We start from the raw sequence: 14,339 nt of genomic DNA on the forward strand, positions 1-14,339 counted from the left end.
TGTTTGTATAGGCAGCGGATATGTTTGCGTTCAAATCACGTGCAATAGTGATGATTTCTGTACTGTGCAGTATTTTTGCATTGCAGGCTTGTGGTAACTCATCTGAAGAACCGAAACAGAAAGTTGAAATTAAGGCTGCACCCAAGCTCACTAATGATGCGACCAGCTATGCCAATGAAGCCTGGAAATTCATGAATCAGGTTGACGGTTTGGTATATGCAAAACAACTGGACGTACTTGAAGAACAGGTTCGTAAGCCGGCCCGAAAGTTAAGCACCGATTGGCGTATTAATGTCAAAATGACTGATTCCGTGACTGAAGGAAAATATGCTCTTTGTCGTAAAGCATTGACCAGTCTGGAAATATGGGCGCGTGAAACGATAGATCAATCCAGTTCGGTTGCACAAAAGCAGACAGATTACGAACGAGATAAGCAACAGTGTAAGGATGCAATTGATAATCCTGAACTTGGAAATACTGACCCGAAAAAGAAAGGGGTTTAATATAGTTAAAACGAGGCAAAGGCCTCGTTTTTTTTCGTTCATTTTTTGAATTTTATTTCTACTTATAGTTTTAAAGAATGAATAAGAGAATAATACAATAATACAATAATACAATAATTATATAGAATTATCGCCAAGTGATAATTTATTTATAATAATTGGTGTTATTTTATATTTATTTGGATTAAATTCTAATTTAATTTAACTCTAAAATTATCAGGAGTAAGAAAAATTGTTTCATAAAGTGTTTTTATCAATAAGTATGGCTGTTGTTTTGAGTGCTGTGAGTAATGGGGTAATTGCAGCAGAACAATTACAGTCAATCCAATCTACATCAGAAAGTGAAAATGAAGTTGCGCCTTGTAGCAATGATTTTGATAACGTTAATGTTTGCCAATTACGTTCGTAATGGATTGCTATAAGAATGATAAGTGCGATATTAATCTAGGCCTAATGAGGCCTAAATAAGATAAATATTGTAACGGTACTGCCTCTCAATCATTCAGATCTCATTTGTATATTCTGTTATTTAAAAGTCTGAAGATGCATGTGCGATTCGGTGCAATTTACCCAGATCTAAAATTTCGATTTTCCGAAAAGAAAGCCGCAAAATACTCTGCTTCTCTAAGTCTTGCAGTTCCTGATTTACGGTTTGTCGGGAACAGGTCAGCATTTGCGCCAATTGTTCTTGAGATAAATGAATGGTATTTGTTTCAATCATCAAATGATTGCCATAGCCATTTAATATAAAGAGTAAGCGCTGCGCTAAACGTTGCGTGAGGCTTTGCGTCTGAATTGCAATCAGCTCTAAAAAAGCAAAGCGTAACTTTTGACTGGTCAATTGTGCAATGTGATACCAGAACAGAGGATATTGTTGCAGTAAATTTTTTATCGCTGCACTGGGAATGTGTAAGATCAGGCTCTTTTGAGTCGCAATGGCATTGTGGGAGCGGGGCTGGGCATCGACCAGTGATATTTCGCCAAACCACATAATCGGTTCCACTATCGCCGCTACGGATTCTTTACCTTCAACATCGATATAGCCTAAGCAAACCGCGCCTTCTAAAACAGCATAGATGCCATTGAATGAATCTCCTGAACGAAAGATGGCCTGTTCCTTAGCAAAATGCTGTTGAACAGCATGACTGATAATAAATTCCTTGAACATTGAAGGTAATTGTGAAAACCACGCGTTATGTTTTAAATGATTAATATAAATGGGTTCTAGCACTTCAATTCCTTTTTTGAAGTCAGTTGTCATTTAGCCGACAACTTTGTCTTGGGTTTTTTTATATAGTGAAAGGATGAGTGTAGCAAGGAAGAGTAACATGACCAAATTAGAACAGCTGTTAAGCCAGTATGCAGCGTATCACCTAGATCACAAAAATATTTTGACGCATTTTGTGGGTATTCCTTTAATTGTGTTTGCGATTCTCTGCTTAACTGCAAGAGCAGGGGTGATGCAGTCAGGAATGGAAATCACCTTGGCATTAGTGCTGATAGTAGTCACCAGTATTTACTATTTTAGCCTCGACCGAATTTTTGCTTTAATTATGTTGATCATTCTGATCGCTGCCTATCCCTTGGCTTTGAAAATTGCCCATCTAGAACTCGTAGTTTGGTTAAGCTTAAGTATTGGTATTTTTGTGGTAGGTTGGGTATTTCAGTTTGTGGGACATTTTTATGAGAAGAAAAAGCCTGCTTTTACCGATGATATTATTGGTTTAGCGATTGGGCCCTTATTTGTTTTGGCAGAACTGGTATTTATGCTCGGTTTTCGTAAGGAATTGGAGCAGCGTATGCTTGATCATGCACGTCTATTACGCGCTGAAATGGATGTCAAGACTGTGAATATCACTTAACATGCATAGCTTAAACATAAAAAAGCCGGTTTATTGAACCGGCTTTTTTATGTACCGTTATGAGGCAGGTCGTTTTAATATTTGGATGCCTGTTTTTCAGGGGTTTTGTTTTCGTGCATATTTTCATGCATAGGGGCTTGAGGTGCAGTAGTTTTAGAGGCGGAAGTTGCAGCTTTTTTATCCGTTTTCATCATGTTGTGATCTGAGTTCATCATTTGATGCTCTGCTTTTTTCTCATGATTTGCTGTATGTTTTGGAGCATGGGCAGTTGAAACACATTTACCGCCTTTATGATTTGGACCTGTACCTCCCGTCATGGTGGTGCCTTTAGGGCAAGCAAATGCAGTTGCACTAAGCATAGTGAGGATAGCTGCTGTAAAGATTGTGCTGAGTTTTTTCATTTTCATTATTCTGAAATAAAGGCATTAGTGCCTGTAGATAAATTAGGCAAATTTGATCAGGGATTGAGTTGTAACATGGTTGCTAAACAGCAAAATTTTAGGATGAAATTGTCGGCATATTTTTAGTTTTAAGCTAGCATTAAGCTTATGCGGGATCTGATTAAATCAGAATAAAATAGTGGATTGCGCTTATATTAAATAGCCTAAGATATTAGGTATTAAAACCATTCATATTAAAAACTGGATCTAATGCAAAATTATAAGGTATCTAATTAACTCTCAAAGTTGAATTAATCAAAATGGAAAAGTACGGGCGGGTTAGCACTTCTTTCATAAACCATGTTTCGAGGCTTCCTGAACTTTAAACTATCTCCATATTTAGCCCGAAAAAGAAGGGATGTTTCAATGCTCGGATTAAAGCTGCATATTGTAGGGACTTAAAGATTTATCTTAAGTCAATTTTAACAATCTAAGAAAATAAAAAAGCCAGCGTAGCGCTGGCTTTTTTGCTGTCGGATTAGACGTTAAAACGGAAGTGTAAAACATCACCGTCTTGAACGATGTAAGTTTTACCTTCTAGACGCCATTTACCAGCTTCTTTTGCGCCAGCTTCGCCGTTGTATTGAATGAAATCATCATAAGCAACACATTCAGCGCGAATAAAGCCTTTTTCAAAGTCAGTGTGAATCACACCGGCCGCTTGAGGTGCAGTCGCGCCAACCTTAACTGTCCATGCACGAACTTCTTGTACACCTGCAGTGAAGTATGTTTGTAAGCCAAGCAGTGAATAGCCTGCACGGATTACCACGTTAAGACCAGGTTCTTCCATACCCATTGCTTCAAGGAATTCAGCACGGTCTTCATCTTCAAGCAAAGAAATTTCTGCTTCAATCTGGTTGCAAAGTGGAACCACAATCGCATTTTCTTCAGCCGCTAATTTTTTAACTGCATCCAGATGTGGATTGTTTTCAAAACCATCTTCAGCCACGTTGGCAATGTACATGGTTGGTTTTAAAGTCATTAAACCAAAACCACGCACCAATTTACGTTCATCATCATCAAGATCAGCTGCACGAGCCGGTTTGCCTTCATCCAGTAATGGTTGGATTTTCTCCAAAATTGCTTTAACAGCAATCGCTTCTTTGTCGCCACTTTTTGCAGATTTTGTTAAACGGGTGATGGCTTTGGCAACGGCTTCAAGGTCAGCCAGTGCAAGTTCTGTGTTGATGGTTGCGATGTCATCTAGCGGATCAATTTTACCATTTACATGAATCACGTTTTCATCTTCAAAACAACGAACCACGTGTGCAATTGCATCGGTTTCACGGATGTTGGCAAGGAACTGGTTACCCAAGCCTTCACCTTTAGAGGCACCTGCAACCAAACCTGCAATATCAACGAATTCCATAGAAGTTGGAATCACGCGTTGTGGTTTTACAATGGCGGTCAATTTGTCTAAACGTGGATCAGGTACAGGAACAATACCGGTGTTTGGTTCAATGGTACAGAACGGGAAGTTTTCTGCAGCAATCGCAGCTTTAGTCAATGCATTGAAAAGTGTAGATTTACCAACGTTCGGCAAGCCGACAATACCGCAATTAAAACCCATGTAATGACTCACAAAGTATACTTTAAAAATTGTGGCTGATTTTACATGAAAGCCACCACAAAGTCAGGTCATGGCTTTCATGTTTATTGAAAACAACTGAAATGTATATCCTTTAAATTTTACGTTTGTCCAGTTGGTTGGCAAGGGTGTCGCCCGTTGTTTGAATGAGCATGACTAAAACAATCAGTACAACAATAACGGCAAGCATGATTTGCATATCAAAACGCTGATAACCATAACGGTAAGCAATATCTCCCAAACCGCCTGCGCCAATAGCACCAGCAATTGCGGATGAGTTGATCATGGTAACTAAAGTGACGGTAAATCCTGCCACAATACCGGGTAGCGCTTCTGGAAGCAGTACATGCCAGACAATCTGTTTGCGGTTACAGCCCATGGCTTGTGCAGCCTCGATCAAGCCCTGATCGACTTCACGCAAACTGACTTCCGCAATACGTGCAAAGAAAGGTGTTGCAGCTAAGGTCAAGGGAACAACGGCTGCCCATACCCCATAACTGGTGCCAACGATAAGTCGAGTCAATGGAATCAGTGCGACCATTAAAATCAGGAAGGGAATGGAGCGGGTAATATTTACGATCCATCCCAAAGACTGATTAATGCTTTTCGAAGGATAAATACCGTATTCCGAAGTATTGACCAAAATCACGGCCATCGGCAGACCAATCAGCAAGGCAAAAAATGCTGAAACCCCGACCATCACTAAAGTATCGATGGTGCCAGTAATCAACAGATCAATGAGTTGGTCGTGCATAGCCCAATACCTCTAGATGCGCAATCTGGTTTTTTAATTGTTGCGTGAGTTGCTGGAGATCAATATCTAGATCAGCTATACCAACGATTAACGTACCGACTAAATGATTTTGTATGGTATCAATATGACTTTGATAGAGATGTACCGAATGCCCAAAGCGATTTAAAATTTGTGCAAGATCAGGAGAATGTCTAGCTTCACTGGCATATTTCAGTTTTAAAATGGTATGTGAAGCCGCATTGTCCTTTTCTGGATAAACGGTAAATGGCAAATTCAGTTGTTCCAGATTGAGTAGCTCTTGGGTAATCGGCTGTTCTGGATTAGAAAACACAGACCAGACTTGCCCAGACTCTACAATTTCGCCTTTCTCAATTACCACCACCTGATCGCAGATTTCACGGATCACCTGCATTTCATGGGTAATCAACACAATGGTAATTCCCAGTTTCTGATTGATTTCTTTGAGCAGGGAAAGCACAACCGAGGTACTTTCAGGATCGAGTGCAGAAGTCGCTTCATCGCAGAGTAAAATTTCAGGATGACTAACCAAAGCACGGGCAATCCCGACACGCTGTTTTTGCCCACCCGAAAGCTGTGACGGATAATGTTGCGCCTTATCGCTCAGCCCGACCAGTTCCAGCACTTCATTGACGCGCTGTTGAATGTCCGCCTTATTAAAGTTGGAAATTTTCAAAGGCAGGGCGACATTTTCCCAAACGGTTTTTGCCGACATTAAATTGAAATGCTGGAAAATCATGCCAATTTTTTGGCGCAACTGAATTAAATCCTGATGACTTAAGGTGGCTATTTCCTGTTGATGAATATGAATATTGCCTTCATTGGCCTGTTCCAATCCATTTAGGGTACGAAGCAGCGAGGATTTGCCTGCACCACTTTTACCAATAATGCCCAGAATCTTGCCTTGTGGAATATCTAGATTAATATTCTTTAAGGCATGTACCTGTTTGTCCTGTACATCATAAAATTTATTCAAGTGCCGGATTTGAATATGCGGCACGGAAAAATCGATTTGTGAACCGAAACTCACCATGGTTATTCTCCTTATTTCCAGCCTTCAAACCACATGCCTTGGCCAAAATCTTCATTCAAAATTTCGCGAACTTTGGCAGAGTTTTGAAAGGCTTGGACAAAAGTCGCCAGTTTTTGGTCTTGATCCGGGTAGTCTTTACGCGTCACAAATAAAATGGCGTATTTTTTATCCACTGGGTCGACAATTAGGGCTGAATTTGGGTCAGCGACTTTGGCCATTTTTAAATAATGCGGGAAGCCCATAATCAGGTCAGCTTCGTTATACGCATGCGCTGTTTGTGGACCTTCAACTTCAATTAACTTGAGCTGTTTCGGGTTGCTGGTGATGTCCTGCAATGTAGTCAATTCATTGTTGATATCTTTTACAGTAAGCAAACCTGCACGAGCCAATAGCGTCAAGCCACGGGATAAGTTCACAGGATCATTCGGCACCACTACTTTGGCTTGATCTGGAATTTGATTAAGCGAACGATATTTTTTGGAATATAAACCGACATGACTGCCAGAACCTTTGCCAAAGGCATGCAGGTTATAACCCGTTTCACGTACGGCATTGGCCAGAAACACACTCTGCTGAAAGAAGTTGGCATCAATATCGCAGTTCTGAACCGCAACATTGGGTGCTTGCCAGTCTGAAAACTCGATCAGTTCGACATTAATACCTTGGGCTTTAACATCGTCAGCCACACTTCTTAAAAGTTCAGCATAGGGTGGGCTAATACCTATTTTAAGGGTGCTGCTGTTTTTATCGCTATTGATCCAGCGATAGCCTGTCAACCCGACCACAAGTGCAATCACTACTGCTGCGATGACCCAAAGTTTGGTATTGTTTTTAACTGTATTTGACATGATCTTATTTCCAGCCCGGGAACCAGAGTTTGGCACCAAAATCGGTATCTAAAGCTTGTTTCACTTTTGCAGAGTTCTGATAGATATCAACAAACTTTTTCAGCTTGTCATTTTTATCTTCATAGTCATCACGCACGGCAAACAGGATGGCATAGCGTGTGTCAGTGTTAGAGTCAAATAACAAGGCTTGTTCCGGATCAGCCGTTTTCGCCAGACGTAAGTAATGCGGGTAGCCAAAAGCCAGATCGACATCATCAATGGCACGTGCGGTTTGTGGGCCTTCCACTTCTACAAACTGTAATTTTTTAGGGTTGGCCGCAATGTCTTTCAGGCTAGATAAATAGTTTTCAGGATCTTTAAGGGTAATCAGTCTTGCCTGTTGTAAAAGTAATAATGCACGACCCTGATTCACTGGATCATTGGGAACGACCACTTTGGCATTGTCTTTTAATTCATCAAAGCTTTTGATTTTCTTTGAATACAAACCCACATGCGTTGCAGCTCCTTTAGCGAATGCCTTGATCTTAAAGTCGGTTTTCTTTTTCGCGTTATCCAGAAAAGGCTGATGCTGAAAGAAATTGGCATCAATATCGCCATGATTCAGGGTGATATTCGGTGTGTTCCAGTCAGAGAATTCTACCAGTTTCACATTTACGCCTTGTTGTTTGGCCTCATCAGCTGCGACCTGTAACGGTTTGGCAAAGGAGGGACTAATACCAATCACTAGTTCATCAGGAACAGATTTTTTTTGTTGATTCCAGACTGCCAGTCCAATAATTACGGCGGCAATAATCACCCCAATAATGGTGAATTTGGTTTTCGCTGTTTGTGCCATGTTGCACCTCAAAATTTATGCGGATTGTTTTTGCTTTAAGTTAGAGTTCGAAGTTGAGGCGGAGCTTTGACATCGAAATTGCTGAACAGGATGTGAGGCAGACAGTCGGTCGCCTTGATTAAAGAGTTTGTGTCTTAAACTGCCGTGTTCATATGCGGTTTTATAACGGTCACGCTGTTGTAATTCAGGAATCACCAGTCGGACAAAATCATAGTGCGATTCAGGGGCAACGGTACGGGTCAGGTTAAAACCATCGATTCCTGTTGCATCCAGCAGTTGAATCAACTTTTCAGCGACAGTCGTACCGCTGCCGACAATTAAGGGATAACGTCCACCAAGTACATGCTGCGCTTTTAAATCATTTTTAGTGATTTTCTGTTCTTTAAACTTATTGTTCACTGAAGCAATGCTGTTGGTCTTTTGATAGGGAATGGCTTCGTCATCGGCAAATTTAGATAAATCAATACCGACTGAACTGGAAAAATGGGCAAGACCCGCTTCAGGACTGGCATAAGCAATATATTCATCCAGTTTTTGCTGAGCCAATTGATCAGTTTCAGCAGTCACCACGGTAATGCCGACAAAAATTTTAATTGCTTCAGGATCACGTCCTTGATCGGTGGCTTGCTGACGAATTTGATCGACCTGTTTTTTGATTTTTTCCGGTTGATCGCCCCCAATGAACATGCCTTCTGCATGCTGAGTCGCAAAAGCTAAACCATGAGGAGACGCGCCCGCCTGAAATAAAACAGGGGTACGTTGAATCGATGGTGAAACCTGAAACACACCCTGACTTTGGTAAAACTGACCTTGATGCTGAACTGGATGAACTTTAGCGGGATCGGTAAAAATACGATTCTGTTTATCTTTTAAGATGGCATCGTTTTCCCAGGAACCTTCCCAGAATTTATAGCAAAGCTGTAAAAACTCTTCGGCTTGCGCATAGCGCAGATCATGGTCTTTCAAGCCTTTTTCACCAATCAGGCGTTGTGCGCTGTCTAAGTAACCGGTGACAATATTCCAGCCGATACGGCCATGGGTCAGGTGATCTAAACTCGCAAAACGGCGGGCAAATTGATAGGGTGATTCATAGCTTAAATTCACCGTAATACCAAAACCTAGATTTTGTGTCACGGCAGCCATAGCTGAGACCAGGGTAGAGGGATCATGGCTCGGCAGCTGAATTGATTCTTTTAAAGTCAAATCAATGTCATTTTGATAGACATCATAAACCCCGGTAATGTCAGCAATGAATAAGCCATCAAACAGACCCTGTTCTAGGGTTTGAGCCAAATCCGTCCAGTAACTGAGTTCATTAAAACGATGTGACTCATCACGTGGATGGGTCCATAAACCGTGGTTGATATGCCCGACACAGTTCATGTCAAAGGCATTGAGCAGAATTTTTTTTGCTGTATTTGGCGTTGAGGTTGTTGTCATTACAATGTCCCCCGACGTGGCGGTAATACACCGTTTAACACATGATTGGCTATGAAATAGTATTTCCATCGAGAGGCATCATGCAGGGTATGTACACGGGCATTGCGCCAAAAACGGTCCAGCCCATCTTCACGCTGGCTGCCACGACTGCCTGCCAGTTCAATCAATTTTGACGATGCTTTCAATGCAGTTTCAGTACTGTGTGCACGCACCTTTGCGACATCGATTGAAGCTTTAGCAATATTTTCAACGGTCGGTTGTGGCTTGGCAGCGTCAATAGAACGTGCTGCCTGTTTCAGTAACACTTCAGAGGCACGCACATCGGCAACAATACGACCCAGTTCAAACAGGGTGAGCGGATCATCAGTGGCTTTGTCTACACCTGAATCAATCCATGGGCGCGCTTGACGCACACGAATCAGGGTTTCTTCAAATGCTGCACGGGCAATTCCGGTTTCAATAGAAGCATGCATCAATTGGGCAAACGGGCCGGAAATGGTCGGCTTTAAATAGGCAGTATCAAATGGAATAACATCTTCCGCTTCTACAAAAACATTACTAAATTTAACGGTGCCGCTGCCGGTGGTACGTTGTCCAAAACCCGACCAATCATCTACTAATTCCAGGCCTTGACTTTGACGCGGAATAAAAGCCAGAAATTCACGGCCATGTTCATCTTTGACCAAGGTCGGAATGCGATGTGCAAATAAACTGCCGGTGCAATAAAATTTTTCACCATTCACAATATATCCGCCGTCGACTGCACTGATTGCAGTTTGCTTTTGTGCAGCAGTTTTGGTTTTAAATTCGGCCAAGGCATTGCCAAAACGGGCACCTTTTAAAACTTCGGCATAGAGTTTTTGTTTTTGTTGTTCTGTGCCGGTATTGCGTAAAATTTCCAGTCCATAAAAATGATTTTGCGGAATCTGACCAATTGAACCATCTACACCACTCATTAAGGCGATGACTTGCGCCACGGTATAGCTTGAAACCTCTGCACCACCATATTGCTTGGGTACGGTAATGGCCCATAAGCCGGATTGGCTGTACGCCTCAATTTCTTCAAAAGGCAGAATTCGCTCGGCATCACGTTGTACAGCATTCTGTTTAAACTGTTCTACTAAAGCACGTGCAATTTCCAGCGCTTCTGCATCAGACTGAATAATATGTGCATGAACCAATTGTTGTGCTTTATACTGGTTAAGTTCTTGATATAAAGTCATTTTTATTACTCCTTAAATCCAGGCGTGACGGGCAGGTAGCTTATGATTGAGGTAGTAGTCACCTAAAGCATGCAATTTCCATCGCACGGGATCATGTAAGGTATGCACACGGGCATTGCGCCAATGTTGATCAAGGTTGTGCTGACTCAGACTAGAACGGCTGCCACCAAGTTCCAGTAACTTTTCAGAAATGTGCAAAGCAGCATCATTGGCATAGATTTTTGCTTCAGCCACTAAAATAGAGGCTTTTGCTGCTTGTTCATCCGTTACGGAATCGAGTTGATCCAGTTCATCTAAATACTCAGCCGCTTCATCGAGTAACAAGATGGCAGCATCCAGTAACACATTCGATTTACCGACTTCTTGCAAGGTGTAATGTTCAAAACTGGCTTTTTCAACTCGTGCATCGACAATCGGACGTGCTTTCTGTACGGCTGTAACGGTATCGGAAAAGGCTGCTTCAGCAATGCCGACATCTATCGCTACTTGCATCAGCTGAGAATAAGCACTCCGATAAGATGGTTGCGCTGATAATTTACGTTCATCAAAAATCAGTAAGGGATCGACTTCAACATGGTCGAGTTTGACCGTGCCACTTGAAGTGGTACGCTGACCAAAGCCATTCCAGTTATCAACAACTTCAACACCGGCAGCATCACGATTCACAATGGTTAAAACCACATGACCTTCTGGATGAATGGCTTTAATCGCCAACCAGTGGGCAAAACTACTACCGGTCGAATAAAACTTTTCACCGTCTACAAAGTAATGACCATCTTCAAGGGTTAACAGCGTATTTAAGGTTTTACTGTCTTTGGTATGACGTTCCGGGCCGCCATTGGCCAAGCGTTTGCCTTGTAAAATTTCTTGATAAATAAACTGTTTTTGCTGCTCTGTCCCCATAATCTGGATCATATTCAATAAGGCAATCTGGTTTTGCGGAATTTGTCCCACACTGGAATCCGCTTTATTGAGAATACGAAATACATGTGCCAAGGTTTTATTGGAAACGAATGCGCCACCAAATTGTTTTGGTATTCGAATGCCACCTAAGCCTTTCTGACTGAATAAATCAATTTCAGCAAAAGGCAAGAAGCGTTGTTGATCACGGTCATTGCGACCTTCCAATGCAAAATCTGCGACATGATAAGCAGCATGAATGGCTTCAAGATCGTTTTCAATTACATGAATATTTTCTGAAATTAAACGAGACATAATGACACCTTAAATCGATATCAAAACGCTACAAGTAAGTAGCTTTAAAATTAAGTAATTGCTTTAGCAAAGCTTATGAAAAATGATCTTTAGGATAAAAAATGATAGTTTTTGAATGAATTCGAATATGTTAAGTATTTAAAAATCTTCATAAATTAAATTTATTAAGTTTTTTATTTAAAGTTTTTTTAGTGGTTTATCTGCTTTAAAGATAATCAAGACAAAAAAATGTATAAAAATAAAGGGGCTAGCGTTAAAGATTAAACGGCTATTTTTGAATAAAAAGTACATTGTATTTCTAAGATAGGATGTCTAAAGTATCCGACCAAGGGCGCTGGTTTTTTATAGCCAGAGCTAAAAAAACAACTGTGGAGATTTTATGCGAATTTTATACCAGTTTCCTTTATCTCATTTTTGTGAGAAAGCTCGCTGGTTGCTCGATCATAAAGAATTAGATTATATTGCCCATAATCTGATCCCAGGTGTGCATCGTGCATTTGCACAATTAAAAACAGGGCAAAACCGTTTACCCATTTTACGTGACCAAGACCGCTGGATTGCGGATTCGACTGAAATTGCACTGTATTTAGATGAAGTCTATCCAGAACATTCTTTGCTACGTGCTGATTTGCAACAGCGTGAGCTAGCTTTAGAAATTAATCATCAAGCCACAGAGTTGGGGATGCATGTGCGTCGCTGGGGCTTGGCGCATACTTTGACTGAAAGCGAGGAATCTCTCGATATTCTGATTGGTGAAAAAGGCTATTTACGCCAATTTGAAAAATATTCAAAACCAATTATCAAAGCATTGTTGTCTAAAGGTTATCAGCTGAATTCAGATAAAGTGGCAGAGTCTAAACAGCGCATGGATGATTTGGTTGAACTTCTGAATCAGCGCTTAATTGAAAATCATGGACGTTATTTTGTCGGTGAGCGTTTAGGTTTGGCTGATATTGCTGTCTGTTCAATGCTTGCACCACTTTTGGAAATCCCGGGTACGCCTTGGGAAAAAGAGCATGGTGAAGATTTGTCTGAAGAATTTAAAAAATATAAAGAGACTTTAACTGAATTGCCGATCGGGCAATATGTACTGCGGATTTATCAAACCGAACGCAATGCTCGCGTAGACTGGCGTGGTATTTAAAACGTAATTCAGAGGAACATACACTCTATAGTGCTTATTTTTATGCTTACTCAGTGACTTACCAAATCCCACTTAACCAAATGCAATCGGCTGACCGAGTTCTAAATTGGGTGTTAATGTTGGTAAAGATGATGCATCTTAACTCGGTCGTGTGCTGCTACCCAAAATTTTGCGAATTGAATTTGTAATACTCTGAATCCCTTCGACGATGCTGCCGAAATCAAAACTGTTTTAAAGCAGATGAAATATCTTCTATACCGCCAAAATTTAGCTTGTTGTCATTATTGAAATTACTTAATACTCAGCTTAAGTCTATAGCATTGAAGTCGCATTCACTTAGACTGCCAAGGTCAGTTCGTGAGGGCAGAAATGTCGATATGGTTACTAATTAAGCCGCTTAGTGAAGTTTTTGTTTGCGTTTCCGCAGTTACACAGGACCCAGGTTGGTTTTTATGAGGCTTAGAAATTTAGAAGCTGTACCCCTTGCTTGTGTAATATATGTTTTTAAAAATGCGCTATTTTTATTTTTACTAGGACGCTTCTCTTTCAATCTATTTTTATACAGCTGTAGAAGATAGCTGGTGGTCGTGTTTTGGATACTCCAATTGATCAGTTTTATCTTAAAGTTAGTCCTGAATTCAAAGCATTTAAAAATAAAGATTTAATAGACATTACCATGGGGCATTTTTTTATAATTAAATGACCCATAGTCATCTAACTCAGCATGAATCAAAATTTTCTCTATGAATGAATTTGGTCTTTGGAAAATATTTTCATAATATTAAAAATTTATGAAAAATAAGTGATTATTGTATGACGGATATAGGGTAGTATTTTACGTATTTATTGGATATTGAGAAAGAGTATAAAAATGGAACTGGATCGTTTCGATAAACAAATTCTGGAAATTTTGAATCAGGAAGATGCGAATTTAAATGAACTTTCAGAACGGATTAATCTTTCTGTAAGCTCTGTGCATCGAAGGATTAAGCATTTGATTGAAGCCAATATCATGACGCATTTAAAGCGTGATATTAACTATGCCAAGTTGGGTTTTAGCCTGCATGTTTTATTACAGGTATCTTTAAATAAACATGACACCGATACTTTCGCTAAGTTTTTAGAAGAACTGGAAAATATTCCTGAAGTAATTAATGCCTTTTTAGTCACAGGTCAATCTGCCGATTTTATTGTCGAAGTGGTCGCAAAAGATATGGAAAATTACAGTGAAATTCTTTTAAAACGTATTGGTAAAATTGAGCATGTGGTGGCATTGCATTCGAGCTTTGTGATTAAAGAATATAATGTGTTGAACTGTAGCGGCTTACTCAACCGGGTATGAGGCGAAAATTTATTTTTATATTGGAACAATGATTATTTGTTTTTTTAAGCTTATAAAAAACGCACCATGCGGTGCGTTTTAGATTAGAAAAGAT

The 14,339-nt window shown here is 40.4% G+C and carries 15 protein-coding genes; 5 read left to right on the top strand and 10 right to left on the bottom strand.

Going from position 1 to position 14,339, the window contains the following annotated elements; all coding sequences use genetic code 11:
- Positions 1-20: 20 nt before the first annotated feature.
- Positions 21-503 (top strand): hypothetical protein, encoded by a 483-nt coding sequence (locus AC3CAU_RS16190; RefSeq protein ID WP_131213455.1) that lies wholly within the window; start codon positions 21-23, stop codon positions 501-503.
- A 262-nt stretch (positions 504-765) separates the two neighbouring features.
- Positions 766-912, top strand: a complete 147-nt coding sequence (locus AC3CAU_RS16195) for a hypothetical protein (protein WP_165493986.1) — start codon at positions 766-768, stop codon at positions 910-912.
- A gap of 120 nt (positions 913-1,032) precedes the next feature.
- On the opposite strand, the gene AC3CAU_RS16200 is transcribed toward AC3CAU_RS16195, so the two are convergent.
- Entirely contained in the window at positions 1,033-1,734 is a 702-nt protein-coding gene (locus AC3CAU_RS16200) for a Crp/Fnr family transcriptional regulator (protein WP_447054295.1), read from the bottom strand.
- A 97-nt stretch (positions 1,735-1,831) separates the two neighbouring features.
- Here AC3CAU_RS16200 and AC3CAU_RS16205 point away from each other — a divergent pair, with 97 nt between their 5' ends.
- Positions 1,832-2,365 carry an Mpo1 family 2-hydroxy fatty acid dioxygenase gene (locus AC3CAU_RS16205; RefSeq protein WP_447054296.1) on the top strand — a complete coding sequence of 178 codons (534 nt, stop codon included), beginning with the start codon at positions 1,832-1,834 and terminating at the stop codon, positions 2,363-2,365.
- Positions 2,366-2,439: 74 nt separating this feature from the next.
- Here AC3CAU_RS16205 and AC3CAU_RS16210 read toward each other — a convergent pair whose 3' ends face one another.
- The 9 genes from AC3CAU_RS16210 to AC3CAU_RS16250 form a co-directional block, all read right to left on the bottom strand.
- A complete protein-coding gene (locus AC3CAU_RS16210) occupies positions 2,440-2,766 on the bottom strand; it encodes a hypothetical protein (protein WP_131213449.1) in 327 nt (108 codons plus the stop codon).
- Between the two features lie 517 nt (positions 2,767-3,283).
- On the bottom strand, positions 3,284-4,375 hold the full coding sequence (gene ychF, locus AC3CAU_RS16215; RefSeq protein WP_131213447.1) for a redox-regulated ATPase YchF: 1,092 nt from the start codon (positions 4,373-4,375) through the stop codon (positions 3,284-3,286).
- Between the two features lie 112 nt (positions 4,376-4,487).
- Positions 4,488-5,147 (bottom strand): methionine ABC transporter permease, encoded by a 660-nt coding sequence (locus tag AC3CAU_RS16220; protein WP_131213445.1) that lies wholly within the window; start codon positions 5,145-5,147, stop codon positions 4,488-4,490.
- Complete coding sequence (locus AC3CAU_RS16225) at positions 5,128-6,198, bottom strand: methionine ABC transporter ATP-binding protein (RefSeq protein ID WP_131213443.1); 1,071 nt, start codon at positions 6,196-6,198, stop codon at positions 5,128-5,130. The genes AC3CAU_RS16220 and AC3CAU_RS16225 overlap by 20 nt, the downstream gene beginning before the upstream one ends.
- A gap of 11 nt (positions 6,199-6,209) precedes the next feature.
- The gene (locus AC3CAU_RS16230) at positions 6,210-7,046 is read right to left on the bottom strand and encodes a MetQ/NlpA family ABC transporter substrate-binding protein (RefSeq protein WP_447054297.1); all 837 of its coding nucleotides are present in this window, start codon (positions 7,044-7,046) and stop codon (positions 6,210-6,212) included.
- Between the two features lie 4 nt (positions 7,047-7,050).
- Positions 7,051-7,881: a MetQ/NlpA family ABC transporter substrate-binding protein gene (locus AC3CAU_RS16235; protein ID WP_131213438.1), complete on the bottom strand. Its 831-nt coding sequence runs from the start codon at positions 7,879-7,881 to the stop codon at positions 7,051-7,053.
- Positions 7,882-7,896: 15 nt separating this feature from the next.
- Positions 7,897-9,321 carry an LLM class flavin-dependent oxidoreductase gene (locus AC3CAU_RS16240; protein WP_131213436.1) on the bottom strand — a complete coding sequence of 475 codons (1,425 nt, stop codon included), beginning with the start codon at positions 9,319-9,321 and terminating at the stop codon, positions 7,897-7,899.
- The gene (locus AC3CAU_RS16245; protein ID WP_447054298.1) at positions 9,321-10,544 is read right to left on the bottom strand and encodes an SfnB family sulfur acquisition oxidoreductase; all 1,224 of its coding nucleotides are present in this window, start codon (positions 10,542-10,544) and stop codon (positions 9,321-9,323) included. The genes AC3CAU_RS16240 and AC3CAU_RS16245 overlap by 1 nt, the downstream gene beginning before the upstream one ends.
- Positions 10,545-10,556: 12 nt before the next feature.
- Entirely contained in the window at positions 10,557-11,759 is a 1,203-nt protein-coding gene (locus AC3CAU_RS16250) for an SfnB family sulfur acquisition oxidoreductase (RefSeq protein ID WP_447054299.1), read from the bottom strand.
- A 379-nt stretch (positions 11,760-12,138) separates the two neighbouring features.
- On the opposite strand from AC3CAU_RS16250, the gene AC3CAU_RS16255 reads away from it, so the two are divergent.
- Positions 12,139-12,903, top strand: a complete 765-nt coding sequence (locus tag AC3CAU_RS16255; RefSeq protein ID WP_131213429.1) for a glutathione S-transferase family protein — start codon at positions 12,139-12,141, stop codon at positions 12,901-12,903.
- An 871-nt stretch (positions 12,904-13,774) separates the two neighbouring features.
- Positions 13,775-14,245, top strand: a complete 471-nt coding sequence (locus tag AC3CAU_RS16260) for an Lrp/AsnC family transcriptional regulator (protein ID WP_131213428.1) — start codon at positions 13,775-13,777, stop codon at positions 14,243-14,245.
- Positions 14,246-14,339: the final 94 nt, after the last annotated feature.

Source organism: Acinetobacter sp. GG23 (genome assembly GCF_057766365.1).